The organism is Pedobacter indicus (assembly GCF_003449035.1).
GTDB lineage: Bacteria > Bacteroidota > Bacteroidia > Sphingobacteriales > Sphingobacteriaceae > Albibacterium > Albibacterium indicum.
The window spans coordinates 2,284,922-2,300,534 of the sequence record NZ_QRGB01000001.1; the positions used below are offsets into that span (position 1 = coordinate 2,284,922).

Genomic DNA, 15,613 nt, shown 5'->3' on the forward strand with positions numbered 1-15,613 from the left:
ACTATGAATTTTTACAGAAATAATGTGACGCATATCGCTTTAATTGTGTTTGTTTTCTCACTTTTTACTACCGAGACGTCTTTCGCGCAAACGAAAGATGTGAAAGTTGCCAAGATTTGGGAAGCTGGCGAACACAATGCGTTTACAGATTTGGTATACTTCAACGATCGCTTTTATTGCACGTTCCGAGAGGCTGCTGGACACGTACCGAAGTCTAACGCTGAAGATGGAAAAATTCGAGTATTAGAATCTAAGGACGGGAAAAAATGGAAATCGGTGGGTTTGCTTGAAAAAGATAAGTACGATTTACGTGACTCGAAACTATCAGTTACACCGGAAGGCAGGCTTATGGTGTTAATGGGCGGGTCGGTATATGAGCATGGGAAGTTTATTAGTAGGCTGAACCATGTGTCATTTTTCGACAGCGAAAAAAATGAGTTTTCAGAATTGCAACCTGTAAACATGGATGCAACAATTAAGTCGCCGGGAGACTGGCTGTGGCGGGTAACTTGGGAAGGGGATACGGGTTACGGTGTAGTATACCGGAAGATGGACAAAAGTGGGAGTATGGCTTATTTAGTGTCGACGAAAGATGGGATAAACTATTCTTTAATCTATGCTTTAGATGTATTCGGATTACCAGGTGAATCTACTGTTGATTTCATCAATGATAAGATGGTTATTTTAATGCGGAGAGACGGTGAAGGGCAATACGGTTATTGGGGGAAAAGTAACCCGCCATATACAAGATGGGAATGGACGGATATGGGTTATCGCCTGGGTGGGCCAGATATGGTTCAGACAAGTAATGGAAAGATTGTGGTAGGAACAAGAAGTTTTTCTGACAACATGAGGGAAAATCCAAAAACTTCGCTTTACCTATCTGATGAGAACGGCAAAATGGAGCTGCTGCTGACACTCCCAAGCGGTGGCGATACAAGTTATCCGGGAATGGTGGAGCACGATGGTAAACTATGGGTATCATACTATTCGTCACACGAAGGGAAATCAAATATTTATTTAGCAGAAATACCTCTTAATTACTTAGAGTTAAAATAAATAGTATATATATAACAACAAGATGAAAGAAACAATTTTGGTGGAAGCGACCCAATTTGATAGAATTGGAGGATGGGTGATAGACCATCAATTTATGGATCAGATGCATGCTCCGTTTTTATTAGCTCATGGTTTTGGAAACCCCGTGGAGGATGCAACAACGGTGATTGAAGTTTTGAATTCGGGTGAGTATCATGTATGGGTAAGAACTAGAAACTGGACTGCGACTTGGAACGATACGGATATCGAGACGCCGGGAAGATTTAAGTTGCTTATCGACGGAACGGCTATTGATACTACTTTTGGTACGGAAAAGGCGAAATGGCATTGGCAATATGGTGGTAGCCTCCATATCGAGAAAGGTGCTCATAAGTTGAGCCTACACGATCTGACGGGTTTTGACGGAAGATGCGATTCCATCGTGTTTAGCAAAAACCAAGATATAGTGCTGCCCGATACGAAACCGGAATTCGAGGAGTTTCGTAATCGATATAAAGGAGAAGCCCCTCTTGAGGAGCATCATTTTGATTTTGTTGTTGTTGGTGGCGGTGTCGCTGGGATATGTGCTTCGGTGGCTGCAGCTAGACAAGGATTAAAGGTTGCTTTGATTCACAATCGGCAGATATTGGGAGGAAATAATAGTTCTGAGGTAAGAGTTCAATTGGGTGGTAAAGTTAATTTGCCTCCTTATGAAGCGATTGGGAATGTGGTGAATGAAATTGACCATAAGACAAACCGAAATGCTCGTCCAGCGGAGGAGTACCGTGATGATTTGAAGAAAAATATTATCGAAAATGAAAAGAATATTACGGCTTTCCTGGATACACATGTCACCGATGTAGAAGTGGGAGGTGCAAAAATTCAATCGGTAATTGGTCTGGAGATTCGTACGGGCGTGAAGCATAAAATCAGGGCCCCACTATTTTCGGATTGCTCGGGTGATGCTAACTTGGGCTTCTTGGCAGGGGCTGATTTTAGGATTGGGCGTGAATCGTCTGCTGAAACAGGTGAGTCCTTGGCACCAGAAGAGGAAGACCAAATGACATTGGGCACTTCAGTAATGTGGTATTCGGAGGAATCAGATTATCCTGAAAGTTTTCCAGAAACACCTTGGGCGTTGCAATTCACCGAAGACACCTGTCAAAAAGCAAAAAAAGGCGATTGGGATTGGGAAACTGGTATGGGTCGAAATCATATCGATGATTTTGAATATATACGAGACTACGCATTGATGGCCGTGTACGGAAATTGGTCCTTTCTTAAAAATCACAGCTCACTGCAGGATGAGTATAAAAACAGACGATTGGAATGGGTGGCTTATATTGGAGGAAAGCGTGAGTCGAGAAGGTTAATGGGTGATGTGATTATCCATCAACAGGATATAGATTCTAAACGGATTTTCCCAGACGGCTGTGTAACGACGAGCTGGTCGATCGACCTGCATCAACCAAAGCATATTGAAGGTTTTGATTTAGAACCTTTCCGAGCACGAGCGAAGAAGGCGAGAATTGAACCTTTTACGATTCCGTTTCGGGCGCTGTATTCAAGAAATATAGAAAATATGTTTATGGCAGGCAGGAATATCAGCGTCACGCATGTAGCTTTAGGAACCGTGCGCGTGATGAAAACAACAGGGATGATGGGAGAAGTAGTAGGGTTGGCTGCTGATTTATGTACGCGAAAGAAAACTCTGCCAAAAGAAATTGTGAAAGATCATTTAAATGAATTGAAAACAATTCTTGAGGCAGGTGTGCCGCCCAAGTTCGATAATTCAGAAGCAGCAGAGAAATAGGGGTTGAAAATAAACTTGAAATTTATATTATTACATGTTACGAGAAAAAATTGAGGGTCTAATTGTACCAGTATTTACGCCTTTACGGGATAATGGCGAAGTCGCTTTGGAAAGAATTGCAGATTATGGCGAACTGATTGTTGAAAATGAAATGGACGGGGTGTTTATTTGTGGTTCTTCGGGAGAAGGAATGCTGCTTTCTTCCAAAGAAAGAAAAGCTATAGTTGAAGAATGGTCGCCTTTTGATAGCGAGGAGTTTAAGTTAATTGTCCATGTAGGACACACGAGCTATAAGGAAGCACAGGAGTTGGCAATACATGCGGAGGATTGGAATGCGTATGCGACATCGAGTATGGGGCCTGTTTTTCTGCAATCGAAAACAGTAGAAGATTTAGTTGATTATTGTGCTAAGATTGCTTCAGCAACTCCTGACCTGCCTTTTTATTATTATCATATTCCGTTAAGGACCGGTCTTGACATCAGTATGGTTGACTTTTTGAAATTAGGTAAGGAGCGTATTCCGAATTTAGCTGGAATTAAATTTACGCATTCTAACCTGATGGAGATGCAGCAGTGCATGATGTTGGATGATGGTTATTTTGATATCATTCATGGGTCGGACGTGACGTTACTGTGCGGCTTAACACTTGGCGTAAAGGGAGCAATTGGTACGACGTATAATTTTGCAAGCGGTTTATACAAAAATTTGATAGCTGCATTTGACAACCTTGATCTAGAAAAAGCCAGAAGCCTACAACACCAAGTGGTAAAACTAAATGATATTTTAGGGCGCTATGGAGGAGGTATTGTTGCTGGAAAAGCTATCATGAAATTACGTGGTCTAGATTGTGGCCCGTGCCGGAGCCCTTTACATTCATTAGATGAGAAAAGGATGGATCAACTAGCAAAAGAACTTGACGGAATCGGTTTCTTTAACGATTAATATCCTACTTCCCCTTAATGAAAAAAATACTGTTTTTACTAGTTGCCGTTGGTTCATTTGTGCTAAGTTCATGTCGGTCTGATGACGAAAGGAAATATCAACTGACAGAAACTGAACGGAATGCCCTTGTTGGCCAAATGCAAGGTGCTGTTGGAGAGCAATCTCAATGGACAAAAGTTCACGCTGCTGAATACTTGATTGATTTGGGATATCGTGATGGTCTTTATCAGATCTTTGAACGAGAAGACGAGTTATATAATCAGTTGTCTGAATATCGGATAGGCATATGGCGGGTGCTTGCTAGGTTATCTACCGAAGAAGAAAGGAAGGAGTGGATCGATAAAATAGCAGCTGTTTTTGAGGAGCCGATGGCAGAGGATCGTGAGCATGCGGCTGAAGCGCTTGCTAAACTGGGTATATCAGTAGAAAAACTGGACATAGATGAGCAGACGATCGACGATGTTTTATCTGGTGAAAAGAATGGGTTAGTAGTTTTTACCCTTTGGAGCCTAGCAACGGAGAACACCCGGTATAGCGAAGCGCTCTTAGAAATAGCAATATCGAACGACTTGCAAACGAGATCGAGCAAATTAGCAGCTTATGCATTACGTCATTTAAATAATTTAACACCTCAGCAATGGAGTGTCTTAAGTAATCGTGTTTCTGAGCAAAGAGACGAGCGTGAGGTATTGCTTTATAGCTTAAGTGCTGCTTATGTGAATACGCCAGCCGACTCATTGGAAACTGAAACTTACCGAAAATTGGAAGAAAGTCTGTCGGCAAGGATGTCAGGTGAACCTTTGACGAAAGAGGTTATTCTGGCAATGTCCTATTCACAAAACCCTGAATATTACGGAGAATTGAAGAAGGTACAGCAAAGGCGATTTTCAGAACTCGAAACTTCAGAAGGCGACCTAGGAGTGCAGATGGCAGTCGGTTATGCTTTGTTAAAGATTGAAAAAAATCAAGAGCGCTCATTGGCACTGTTTGATTGGTTGGTCATCGCTTTTTATTTGGGTGGAATGTTGTGGATCGGTTGGTATTATTCCAGTAAAAATAAAACGGCTGAGGATTATCTATTGGGCGGGCGTAAGATGAATCCGGTCGCTGTAGGTATATCGCTTTTTGCTACCTTGTTAAGTACATTGAGCTATCTGTCTTATCCGGGCGAGATGATCAATTATGGTCCAGTAATTTTTACGGGGATGCTGGCTTTTCCTTTTGTGTACTATGCGGTGGGCTGGTGGATCATTCCTAAAATAATGAAGGTGAATGTAACCAGTGCCTACGAAATTTTGGAACGTAGGTTTGGCCTGAAAGTTCGGATGTTAGCCGTTGTGTTTTTCCTTTGTTTACGGTTGCTTTGGATGGCAAGTATCATGTACGTAACGATTGATGTTGCGTTGCTATCGGTTGTGCCGATTGACAAGAGTTTCGCTCCATTTATCGGCTTATTTCTTCTTTCGGTGACGATCATTTATACGAGTATGGGAGGCTTGAAAGCGGTTGTGGTGACGGATGTTATCCAATCGCTTATATTTTTGTCCGGTGCTTTCCTATGCATTATCGTGGCTGCAATTGAGTATGAGTCGCTATTAGGATGGTTACCGGATCACTGGCTCACGCATTGGAGCGCACCTGAAATTCGTTTCGATCTGACGGAGCGTTTAACGGTAGGAAATGCTGTTTTGACCTTATTTCTTTGGTATATCTGTACAGCAGGAGGTGATCAAACAGCTATTCAACGTTACCTGTCTACACGTGACGTACAAGCCGCGAGAAAGACATTGCGAGTTTCACTTTATACAAACCTATTAGCGAAGATTTTATTAGCGCTGGTTGGATTAGCAGTATTAGCATTCTTTATGAAAAATGTCCACCTTCAAGAATATGGGAAAACAGTCGACGAGCAGGCCGACATATTATTCCCAAGATTTATTTTGGTTGGCTTGCCTAAAGGGTTGTCGGGATTGATGATTGCAGCATTATTTGCAGCGGCGATGTCCAGCCTCTCTTCAGGTCTAAATTCGGTATCAACAGTTGTATCGGAAGATATAATCAAGCGCTTTAACTTTAATTTTTTTAGTAGACTTAATGAATTGCAAAAGATTAAAGTTCTTTCTTATGTAATTGGTGCTATTGTAATGGTGTTAAGTTTGTTCGTAGGTAATGTCGAAGGGAATCTTATTGATGTGATCAACAAGGTTGTGAATTTGTTTGTAGCACCTTTATTCGTGTTATTCTTTATGGCGTTCTTTGTCAAAAGAGCCAACTCGAATTCCACGTTTATTGCTGGTCTGGTTTCAATAGCTACTGGAATGGCTATTGCTTTTTTTGGTTTATTAGGAATTACCGTCTTATGGATATTGCCGATGTCGATGATTGTCGGTGTAATTATCGGCTTATTTCTAAGTGTTTTTAATCCACCTTCAAAAATTAACTAGAAGTCAATGGTTTCGCAGGTTGGTCGTGTAATATTGCTGCTTTTTATTCTGGTTTGGACGATTCAGGTCAACGCTCAGGAGGCGAGAGAAAAAGAGTTTGTAAAGGACACAATCATCACGCTTGGTGACACAGAACTTTATATTGCCCTGCCAAAGGTGAAAAGAAAGGTATACCCGGTTTTGATGGCAATTCATGGTAGCGGGCGGGAAGCGCGCAGCTATAAACCTGGCGATGCGAAAAGTTCTGAGTTTTATATTCATCAACGTGATTTAGCAGTAGATAATGGCTTCATGTTTGTCGCTGTGTCGAATGGGCCGGATACTTGGGGTACGAACCGTGGTTTAGAAAGGGTATTGGAAGCTTATTATTACGTAGGCGATCAATATTCTGTAGAAAAAAAGTGGATGTTTTGGACGACATCCGCTGGGGGAGTACTTTTTATCCGGTTGGCAAAAGAAAGTTCAGAGTTGATAAGTTGTGCTGTCGGGACTTTCCCAGTCTATGATCTGGAAGAATCCTTCACCCGTTTGGAGAGTGCCAAAGAAGCATGGAAAAGTTTGGATGTCGTAAAAAAGTATAACCCTGTCAATTATCCCGAAGTGTTGATCAATATACCCTATTTAATTTTTCATGGTCTAGAAGATTCTGCAGTACCCATTAAGCAACATTCAGAAAGACTAAAACGTGTGGTCAATGAACACCATGGTGGTAAGATAAAATTATATAAGGTTCCCGGTGGCCATAGTACCGGTAATTGGAATGTTTATAATGATAGTTTAATTCGTGCGTTTCTTGTACAACAGGATTTATAATTTTTTGTTATCTTGATTTTACTTTGTTTCGATATCAATAAAAGATAAGTTTGTCGATAAGAATGGATAATAAAAATTTAAGCAAGCATAAATACCTGCAGTTAGCGAATTTCATTATTAGTGAGATTCATGTTAATAAACTTAAAATAGGCGATAAAATTCCCTCTGTTAACCAATTAGCGGATTCGCTTAATATTAGTAAAAGTACCGTGATGGCTGGGTTGGTACATTTGAGTGAGAAGGGCATTATTGAGTCTGTTTATAGAAAAGGATATTACGTCAAAAAGAATAAATTACAGCAGGATATTCGCATCTTTTTTTTGATGGATCAGCTCACGATTTTTAAAGAGGAGCTATATAGCGCCTTTTATAAAAAGCTGAATAATAAAGCTGAAGTAGACGTTTATTTTCACAATTATAAACCAGATCATTTTGAGCAACTTATTGTCGGAAATCTAAATAATTACACACACTTCGTTATCATACCTAATTTGAAAGGGAATGTGGCAAAAACTCTAAATAAGATACCCCCAAAAAAGAGATTGATACTTGATTATGATCATGGAAATTTAAAGGGTGATTACAGCGTGATTTATCAGGATTTTGAAGCAGATATATATGAGGCTTTAAAATCGATGAAATCAAAAATAAAACGATATGAGCGTTTAATTTTGGTTTCTACAAACAAGACATTTTATAGTTCCTTGGTAAAAAAAGGTTTCACTAGGTTTTGTAAAGGCTTTAATGTTTCTTATGACTTTATTTCCACTATTAAAGACAGTGAAATTGTTAAAGGTGACTGCTATATAACATTGAATCGCTACGATACGGATGATGTGGACTTGATCAAAAAGATACATGAAAAGAGCTATAAACTTGGTAAAGAGATTGGTCTTATATCATACAATGATTTTTACGTAAAAGAAGTATTGGAGGGGGGGATAACAGTAATAAGTACGGATTTTGCGAAAATGGGAGAGGACGCTGCTGATTTAATTATCGAAAATAAAACTGAAAAGATTAGAAATCGAAGTATTATCAAAGTTCGTAATTCATTGTAATAAACGGATTTTAAAACCGAGTTTCTATCCAATGATTCGAACGTGTGTTGGGCAACTCAGCAAACATGGACTCGGTAAAGGAGACGCATCCGATCCGATTGACGAATATGGAATGACGGTTTGGTGAGACTGGGATTTGTTTGAGGTATAATGGTAGATTAGTGATGTTTTTTTGTAATATTATACCATGAATAGTAACCACCTAAACGTTATCTGCTTTGGAGAGGTTTTAATAGACAATTTTCCTGATGGAAAACGGATTGGAGGGGCACCATTAAATGTTTGCTATCACCTTAATAAGAATGGAATATGCAGCCAGATGGTCAGTCAGGTAGGCACGGATGATTTGAGCGAAGAACTGCTGAATCGAATAAAAGAGCTAGGCGTAAATATTGCTTATATTGACAGATCAAGCCAATACCCCACTTCAACGGTAGAGGTTCATGTAGATGACCGTGGTCATGTTTCCTATGACATTGTAGAACCCGTCGCCTGGGATAGTCTGGAATATGATCCCGAGGTTGCTTATGAGATAAGTACCGCAACGGCTTTTATATTTGGTAGTCTTGCGGCAAGGAATAAGCAAACCCGAGACACTTTATTCAGATATCTAGAACATGCAAAATGGTCGGTTTTTGATGTGAACCTTCGACCTCCTTTTTATGATAAAGAATTGATACTTACACTTATGGGTCAATGTCAAACTTTGAAAGTTAATGAGGAAGAGCTGGAGATTATTGCTGAGTGGTTGGGTAAAGTGGGGGATTCGAGAGATGAGGCGTTGGGTTTGTTATTTGATCGGTACCCAAAGATTCAAGAAATATTACTGACAATGGGGGAGAACGGTGCACTCTACAGATCCCGAACTGAAGAAATTATTTTACCAGCTAAAGAAATAGTTGTAAAAGATACAGTCGGCAGCGGAGACTCGTTTTTAGCTGCATTTTTAGCTAAGAAAATACTAGGATCAGAAGTTCAGGGAGCATTAGAACATGCGATTGCAATCAGTGCTTTTGTCGCTACACAGCAGGGGGCTTGTCCTGATTATGTTAATTTTAAATAAATTAGGCGAAATAAAAATAGCTGGGATATCCTAGATGTTTATCCCAGCCATTCTTTGATCGATTATAATTTGATATTTCAATAACTAGCTCTCAATAAGCTTTTTGTAGTTTTCTTCATTTTCAAAATAAACTACTTCACCATTTTTTCCGATAAGTACGATGTAGGCTTCAGCTTTATCGACTTTGTTTTTAGAGAACGGGTCAATAGCATAACGAACGCTTTCGTCTTTCGGGATGCGCTCTTTACACATATCGCAGCAGCCATAATATGTCTTTCCTTCAAATGGTACTTCGAATTGTAACCTTCCCATATATGCGTCATTAACCATGCATACATAATCGTTAGGAACCTGGTCTCCCAAAGCCGGCATGTTAGCACCGGTTGCGGCCATGGGTTGCGGCATTGTTGTAGCTGTACTTTGTTCTGTTTGTGTAGTTGTTGTGGTTTCTTTGTTGTCCGTTGAGTTGCAAGCGCTGAATAACACAGCTGCCACGGCAACTATGCTGAATAATCTTATATGAATTTTCATGTTTTATTAATTTTTTAAATGTGAATTTGTGAATAGCGGAGTTGGCTTGCTATCAAATCCGATAAACACAGTGGAGAATGTAGAGGGGATTATCCCCGATGGGAGATTTTACTCTGAGAAAAGTGATGTCTTCTTTATCATTGACAAAAGTGAAATCAAAGATGGTTCCTAATATCGTCGGAGCCGCATGATCGGAAGACTTTATTGAAAAACTGTAGTTGGTCTCCTTTTTAAGGCTTTCGTCTATTTTGATGGTTTTTGATGCTTCTTCACAACAACCATCTTTTTTCCCGTTGGTAGCTATGTCAACAGAAGAACAAAACGGACAGGCTTTATTGACTTCCCATTGTTCCGTCATTACGCTCAAGGGCTTCGTCATCATTTCCTTGCAAACATGCACAGTCTGGGTAAAACCAGTGGTTAATACCAAGTACAGAGAAGAAAGGAAAATAACAAATAGCTGTTTCATAAAAACCTTGACGGGACAAAGATAGTAATTTCTCCAGTTTCTTTATTAGCTGACCAAGCGGTGGCTTCGGTATGGACATAGTGGAATGGCCGTTTGAGTATGTCCACCGACCAGCCACAGACCGGCCACCACGAGGACACCCTTTACGAGGGTAGTGCAGATCTCCTAATATAGCTTTGAATTTTAGGTTTACCTCTGATAGGTTAAAACAATGCCGCTTCGTAATTACTTATTGGTCTGCCTATAGTTAACCAGTTCGTAATTCTCTCATATAAATAATAAATTTTAATTTAGGAAAAACGAAGACATGAAATCTACTATCAAAGAAATCGAGGAACGGTTTAATCATGATGTTGAGCGGTTTTCCAATCTAGAAACCGGTCAGCAGTCGACGGTCGATGCGTCGATTAACATGGAATTAATTACAGAAGGCATCGCTCGTCGCTATCCCAAGCTGCAATCGGTGCTTGATATCGGATGTGGTGCAGGCAATTATTCGGTGAGGTTGGCTCAAAAGCGACCAAACGCCAGTTATACTTTGGTTGATTTGAGTAAGCCGATGTTGGACAGAGCATTACAGAGAGTAGGGGCAGAAACGAACGGAAGGGTAGATGTACACAAAGGTGATTTTAGGTCTGTGGATTTAGGTGCTCGAAAGTTTGATGTGATTATCGCGACCGCTGTTTTACATCACTTACGTGATGATGGTGACTGGGAAGCAGCTTTCAGCAGATTATATGGATTATTGAACGAGGGTGGCAGCTTATGGGTATTTGACCTAGTACAACAATCCGATCCGGATTTGCAAGCGTATTTTTATCATGATTTGTATGGGAATTATCTAACAAGCTTGAAAGATAAAAGCTATCGGGATCATGTCTTTGCTTATATCGAAAAAGAGGACTCTCCTCGAAGTCTGATGTACCAGTTGAATTTGTTGGAGAAAGTAGGTTTTAGGAGAGTTGATGTTTTGCATAAAAACCTGTGCTTTGCGTCCTTTGTTGGGTTTAAATGACACGGGTGTGTAATTTTCCTCTTCGAGTTTGGTCTGCCACAGGCATTAAGTCAAAGCGATTTCAAAAAGTCAATTGAGGCAGCGAAATTATCCTTAGTTTTGCCAGCCTATGAGATCACTTATCTTCTTCCTGCTATTGCTGACCGGTTGTGCCAACTACCAAAACACGCAAAGACCGGATTTATCTAAACTTGAAACCTACAAGGTGATGCGTGTTGTGGATGGCGATACATTCTGGGTGGATGACGGTAGTGAAAAGGGTATGAAAATCCGGTTGCTATGTGTCGATGCGCCAGAGTTGCGCGCATCCCGCTACAAAGAGAAAGGCGCTTATGCTGAAGAGGCTTCTGAATTTCTAAAAGAGCTGATAGGGGATCAATTCATCAAGCTTGAATACGACGTGCAGCGCTACGATCAATACCGGCGGGTGCTTGCATACGCTTACCTTGTAGATGGTACCTTTGTGAACGGTGAGCTGGTTAGGGATGGCTACGCCAAGGTAGTAACTTATCAACCAAACGTGAAGCATGTCGACTTTTTAGTGGAACTTCAAAAGCAAGCGCAACGTAAGCGACGAGGATTGTGGAAGTAGATGCACCCTGATTTCGAGATTTAATACCAAAATTAAAACTTAATCTTCAGCCCCCCCCTAACTTTTTGCTTGATCCGGTTTTTCGGGAGCTATTCGGGAATGAAGTAAATAAAAAAGCTCTAAAACGTTGAGTTTCAGAGCTTTAAGTACCCCCAACAGGATTCGAACCTGTGACCGACGGTTTAGAAAACCGTTGCTCTATCCAGCTGAGCTATGGAGGCCTCTAGCATCGCTAAAGCGTTGCAAAATTAACAAAATCTTTAATATTCAAACAATAATTTCGAACAAAGTGCTTGGAAACATTTGTTAAGTCATGTTGTTAGTTCTACTGTAACAGCATTCGATTGATTAACATGGGTTTATCTGAATACAATAAAAAGCGTGAATTTTCGAAGACACCTGAACCAAAGGGGGGAAAGTCAGCCGGAAAGGAGTTGAGGTTTGTGATCCACAAACATGACGCGACTAATTTGCATTACGATTTTAGGTTGGAAATGGATGGAGTACTGAAAAGTTGGGCAGTACCGAAAGGTCCTTCTACGAACCCAGCGATAAAGCGCTTGGCCATGATGGTGGAGGATCATCCCTATGATTATCGTAATTTTGAGGGAACGATTCCCAAAGGGGAATATGGAGGCGGAACCGTGATGCTCTGGGATGAAGGCACCTATGAACTTGCGGAGAGCGAGCGACTGGATGTTAGCAAAGGTCTTGATGTGAAAACACAGGAGAAGGAACTTTTGAAACAATTGAAAGAGGGCTCCCTTAAGGTGAATTTACACGGACAGAAGCTGAAGGGTGAATATGCTTTGGTGAAGACCAAGGGGATGGGAGAAAACTCGTGGCTATTGATTAAGCACAAAGACAAGTTCGCTTTTGAAAAGGATATTTTAGCTAAGGACAAGTCGGTCGTCTCCAAGAGATCGATGGAACAGATAGCGAAAGAGGATGCTCAGGAAGGTTCGTCGGAAAGTAAGTCCAAACCAGCTTCGTCTAAAAAAAAAGTAAAATCTTCAACAAAAAAGACAAATGAAGACTCGGAAGCTGTTAGCAAAGTGCTCAAAGATGCACCAGAACAGCAGTTTTATACCAAGCTAAAGCCCATGCTTGCTACCTTAGTCGACAAGCCTGTAGAGAGCGATGATTGGCTTTACGAAATCAAATGGGATGGATATCGTGCGTTGGGATTTGTAAACGGTGATCAGGTTGACATCAAATCGCGCAACGACAAGTCTTTTACAGAAAAATATTCCCCAGTCACTAATGCTCTTAAAAATCAGAATATCAATGCAGTGATCGATGGCGAGATTGTGGTAGCTGATGAAAAGGGTATTGCCAAATTTGGTTCATTGCAAAATTGGAAAGATGAAGAGGATGGAGAGCTGCTTTATTACATCTTTGATATATTGTGGTATAATGGGCGCGATTTGAAAGCTTTAGAGCTTACGGATCGAAGGAAACTACTAAAAGAGGTGGTTGTTGAAGATGACATCATCAAGATCAGCAAAGATTTTATGGTGGATGGCAACGAATTTCTCGCAGCTGCGGAAAAAATGGGCTTAGAAGGGATTGTCGCAAAACGAAAGGATAGTACCTACGAGACCAATCGCAGATCTTCTAATTGGCTAAAAATAAAAGTAAATAAACGTCAGGAGGTGATTATATGCGGCTATACAAAAAATGAGGGTACGTCCAGGCCTTTTAGTGCGCTACTTTCGGGAGTGCATGAAAATGGGAAGCTGGTTTATAAAGGAAAAATCGGTACGGGCTTTTCCATTCAGAGACAGAAGGATATGTTGAAGGAATTTAATCTGTTGGAAATTAAAGATGCACCTTTCAACGATATACCAGATGTAAACAAGCCTACACGGTACCGCGGTCCGGTGAAGGCGGCAATCACCTGGTTAAAACCAGAACTGGTGTGTGAAGTTAATTTTACGGAATTTACAGAGGAGGGACTGATGAGGCACCCTTCCTTTAAAGGGATGCGAGAGGATAAAAACGCAAAAGAGGTGGTTATGGAAAAGGAAAAGACGATTGAGAAAGTCGTGGATGAGGAAAAAACTTCAAATAAACAAGGGGCAAAGAAAGGGGCAAAAGAAATAAAGTCCGAATTGAAGGTAAATGGACAACTTTTGACGTTCACGAATCTGGATAAAGTGTATTGGCCAAAGGAAAAAATAACAAAAGGGGAGTTGATTGTGTACTATGAACAGATTTCGTCTTTTATACTGCCCTATTTAAAGGACCGTCCGCTGTCGCTAAACCGATTTCCGAATGGGATTGATGGGGAAAGTTTTTATCAAAAGGATGTGACCGATAAGGTGCCTGATTGGATCGATAAATATCAGTATCATACCGACGATAGCGACGAGGATAAGCATTTTATGGTTGGGAATAACAAAGCGACTTTGCTATATATGGCGAATTTGGGATGTATTGAGATCAATCCTTGGAGCAGTACGACGAAAAAACCGGATCATCCGACGTGGTGCATACTTGACCTGGACCCCGATAAGGGAAATTCTTTTGATGAGGTGATTGAAGCGGCGCAGGTGATTAAGCAAATTCTGGATGATATGGACGTCCCGGCTTACTGTAAGACGAGCGGTTCAACCGGTTTGCATATTTATATTCCGTTAGGGGCAAAATATACTTACGAGCAGTCAAAAGAGTTTGCCAGGATTATTGTGACGCTGGCAACTCGGGAATTGCCGAAAACGACGAGCATCGAAAGAACATTAAAAGACCGGAAGGGTAAGATTTATTTGGACTTTCTACAAAACAGATCACAAGCTACGGTTGCCGCCCCTTATTCGGCGCGACCGAAACCAGGTGCAACCGTGTCCATGCCTTTGGAATGGAACGAAGTAGAAAAAGGTCTGAAAATGCAAGATTTTACGATCTTTAATGCGCTGGAACGACTTAAGGATAAAGGGGATATTTTTAAGCCTGTTCTAAAAAAAGGTATTGATATAAAGAAAGTGATAACAGGCTATAAAAGTAAGACTTAAGCTCCTTTTTTTGAATTAAGACTTTCCATTAATTGATCGTAGAGGTCATCGCTCTTTGCCTTCTTGGGTTTGAGTTTTTTAACAGTGGCTTGTTTGCCTTTTGCTTTTGCTTTGATAATACGGAGAAGTTCTTTGCTGTATTCATCTTTGAAACCGGTGATATCAAAATCAGAACTATATTGTTTAATCAGCGCCAAGCCCATATCGAGTTCTTTCTTACTAACTTTAACGTCGTCAGCTTTTTTTAGATCATCCCGTTTACGTATCTCCTCCTGAAACCGAATCTTGGATATTACAATGAGGTCATCCAATGGATGTATTACACATAGATTTTCCGTAGTGCGTAGTACAAAGCGGCCAATAGCCGCCTTTTTTGATTTGATGAGTGCCTTGAGCAAAAGGGCATAGGCTTTTACCCCTTGTTTTTCAGGGCTAGCGTAATAGGATGTTTCGTAGTAAATGGGATTGATTTCGTGAATATCTACAAAGTTTTCAAGTTCGATGGTTTTGCTTTTTTCGGGTGCTGCTTCTTCGAAATCGTGATCGTCAAGAATGATATAGCGATCCTTTAGGAAATACCCTTTAACGATCTTGTCATAAGGCACTTCCTTACGAGTATTTTCGTTTATGCGTTGGTATTTAATATTGGCGTGATCACGCTCATCCAGCATATCAAGATCTAAGTTACTGTTCTGCACGCCTGAATAAAGTTTGATAGGGATGTTGACGAGACCAAAGCCGATCGACCCGTTCCAAATAGCTCTCATAGTATTCTTTTTTTGCTTATTTAGCCAACAAGCAATGGAAGGGGATTGTT

General features: G+C 40.7%; 13 protein-coding genes and 1 tRNA gene. 10 read left to right on the forward strand and 4 right to left on the reverse strand.

The genetic code is table 11. The annotated features are described in order from the left end of the window. The first annotated feature begins 3 nt into the window (after positions 1-3). From D3P12_RS10135 to D3P12_RS10165, 7 genes are all read left to right on the forward strand, one after another. Positions 4-1,059 (forward strand): hypothetical protein, encoded by a 1,056-nt coding sequence (locus D3P12_RS10135; protein WP_118195157.1) that lies wholly within the window; start codon positions 4-6, stop codon positions 1,057-1,059. A 22-nt stretch (positions 1,060-1,081) separates the two neighbouring features. Further along, entirely contained in the window at positions 1,082-2,851 is a 1,770-nt protein-coding gene (locus D3P12_RS10140) for an FAD-dependent oxidoreductase (protein ID WP_118195159.1), read from the forward strand. A 34-nt stretch (positions 2,852-2,885) separates the two neighbouring features. Beyond that, positions 2,886-3,794 (forward strand): dihydrodipicolinate synthase family protein, encoded by a 909-nt coding sequence (locus D3P12_RS10145; RefSeq protein ID WP_118195160.1) that lies wholly within the window; start codon positions 2,886-2,888, stop codon positions 3,792-3,794. Positions 3,795-3,811: 17 nt separating this feature from the next. Further along, positions 3,812-6,238: a sodium:solute symporter gene (locus D3P12_RS10150; RefSeq protein WP_118195162.1), complete on the forward strand. Its 2,427-nt coding sequence runs from the start codon at positions 3,812-3,814 to the stop codon at positions 6,236-6,238. Between the two features lie 6 nt (positions 6,239-6,244). Next, positions 6,245-7,051, forward strand: coding sequence for an alpha/beta hydrolase family protein (locus D3P12_RS10155; RefSeq protein WP_118195164.1), 807 nt, complete (start codon positions 6,245-6,247; stop codon positions 7,049-7,051). 62 nt (positions 7,052-7,113) lie between these two features. After that, positions 7,114-8,112 (forward strand): GntR family transcriptional regulator, encoded by a 999-nt coding sequence (locus D3P12_RS10160; RefSeq protein WP_118195166.1) that lies wholly within the window; start codon positions 7,114-7,116, stop codon positions 8,110-8,112. A 187-nt stretch (positions 8,113-8,299) separates the two neighbouring features. Beyond that, positions 8,300-9,175 (forward strand): carbohydrate kinase family protein, encoded by an 876-nt coding sequence (locus D3P12_RS10165; RefSeq protein ID WP_118195168.1) that lies wholly within the window; start codon positions 8,300-8,302, stop codon positions 9,173-9,175. 84 nt (positions 9,176-9,259) lie between these two features. Here the strand turns inward: D3P12_RS10165 and D3P12_RS10170 are convergent, their stop codons facing one another. Together D3P12_RS10170 and D3P12_RS10175 are read right to left on the reverse strand one after the other, a co-directional pair. After that, positions 9,260-9,706 (reverse strand): hypothetical protein, encoded by a 447-nt coding sequence (locus D3P12_RS10170; RefSeq protein WP_118195170.1) that lies wholly within the window; start codon positions 9,704-9,706, stop codon positions 9,260-9,262. Positions 9,707-9,758: 52 nt separating this feature from the next. Next, a complete protein-coding gene (locus D3P12_RS10175; RefSeq protein WP_118195172.1) occupies positions 9,759-10,175 on the reverse strand; it encodes an HYC_CC_PP family protein in 417 nt (138 codons plus the stop codon). Positions 10,176-10,482: 307 nt separating this feature from the next. Here D3P12_RS10175 and D3P12_RS10180 point away from each other — a divergent pair, with 307 nt between their 5' ends. Next, a complete protein-coding gene (locus D3P12_RS10180) occupies positions 10,483-11,190 on the forward strand; it encodes a class I SAM-dependent methyltransferase (protein ID WP_118195174.1) in 708 nt (235 codons plus the stop codon). 109 nt (positions 11,191-11,299) lie between these two features. Then, a complete protein-coding gene (locus D3P12_RS10185) occupies positions 11,300-11,782 on the forward strand; it encodes a thermonuclease family protein (protein WP_118195176.1) in 483 nt (160 codons plus the stop codon). Positions 11,783-11,929: 147 nt separating this feature from the next. Here D3P12_RS10185 and D3P12_RS10190 read toward each other — a convergent pair. Beyond that, positions 11,930-12,003: transfer RNA gene (locus tag D3P12_RS10190), tRNA-Arg, on the reverse strand. A gap of 132 nt (positions 12,004-12,135) precedes the next feature. Here D3P12_RS10190 and ligD point away from each other — a divergent pair. Beyond that, positions 12,136-14,796, forward strand: a complete 2,661-nt coding sequence (gene ligD, locus D3P12_RS10195; protein ID WP_118195178.1) for a DNA ligase D — start codon at positions 12,136-12,138, stop codon at positions 14,794-14,796. Here ligD and ku read toward each other — a convergent pair. Further along, complete coding sequence (gene ku / locus D3P12_RS10200) at positions 14,793-15,563, reverse strand: non-homologous end joining protein Ku (protein ID WP_118197071.1); 771 nt, start codon at positions 15,561-15,563, stop codon at positions 14,793-14,795. The two genes, ligD and ku, sit on opposite strands and share 4 nt — an antisense overlap. Positions 15,564-15,613 lie beyond the last annotated feature (50 nt).

What these genes read in the sequence shown, in the direction of transcription:
- D3P12_RS10145 (WP_118195160.1), top strand. Translation starts at nt 2,886, where the DNA reads ATGTTACGAGAAAAAATTGAGGGTCTAATTGTACCAGTATTTACGCCT.
- D3P12_RS10140 (WP_118195159.1), top strand. Translation starts at nt 1,082, where the DNA reads ATGAAAGAAACAATTTTGGTGGAAGCGACCCAATTTGATAGAATTGGA.
- ku (WP_118197071.1), bottom strand. Translation starts at nt 15,563, where the DNA reads ATGAGAGCTATTTGGAACGGGTCGATCGGCTTTGGTCTCGTCAACATC.
- D3P12_RS10150 (WP_118195162.1), top strand. Translation starts at nt 3,812, where the DNA reads ATGAAAAAAATACTGTTTTTACTAGTTGCCGTTGGTTCATTTGTGCTA.
- ligD (WP_118195178.1), top strand. Translation starts at nt 12,136, where the DNA reads ATGGGTTTATCTGAATACAATAAAAAGCGTGAATTTTCGAAGACACCT.
- D3P12_RS10135 (WP_118195157.1), top strand. Translation starts at nt 4, where the DNA reads ATGAATTTTTACAGAAATAATGTGACGCATATCGCTTTAATTGTGTTT.
- D3P12_RS10160 (WP_118195166.1), top strand. Translation starts at nt 7,114, where the DNA reads ATGGATAATAAAAATTTAAGCAAGCATAAATACCTGCAGTTAGCGAAT.
- D3P12_RS10185 (WP_118195176.1), top strand. Translation starts at nt 11,300, where the DNA reads ATGAGATCACTTATCTTCTTCCTGCTATTGCTGACCGGTTGTGCCAAC.
- D3P12_RS10180 (WP_118195174.1), top strand. Translation starts at nt 10,483, where the DNA reads ATGAAATCTACTATCAAAGAAATCGAGGAACGGTTTAATCATGATGTT.
- D3P12_RS10175 (WP_118195172.1), bottom strand. Translation starts at nt 10,175, where the DNA reads ATGAAACAGCTATTTGTTATTTTCCTTTCTTCTCTGTACTTGGTATTA.
- D3P12_RS10155 (WP_118195164.1), top strand. Translation starts at nt 6,245, where the DNA reads ATGGTTTCGCAGGTTGGTCGTGTAATATTGCTGCTTTTTATTCTGGTT.
- D3P12_RS10165 (WP_118195168.1), top strand. Translation starts at nt 8,300, where the DNA reads ATGAATAGTAACCACCTAAACGTTATCTGCTTTGGAGAGGTTTTAATA.
- D3P12_RS10170 (WP_118195170.1), bottom strand. Translation starts at nt 9,706, where the DNA reads ATGAAAATTCATATAAGATTATTCAGCATAGTTGCCGTGGCAGCTGTG.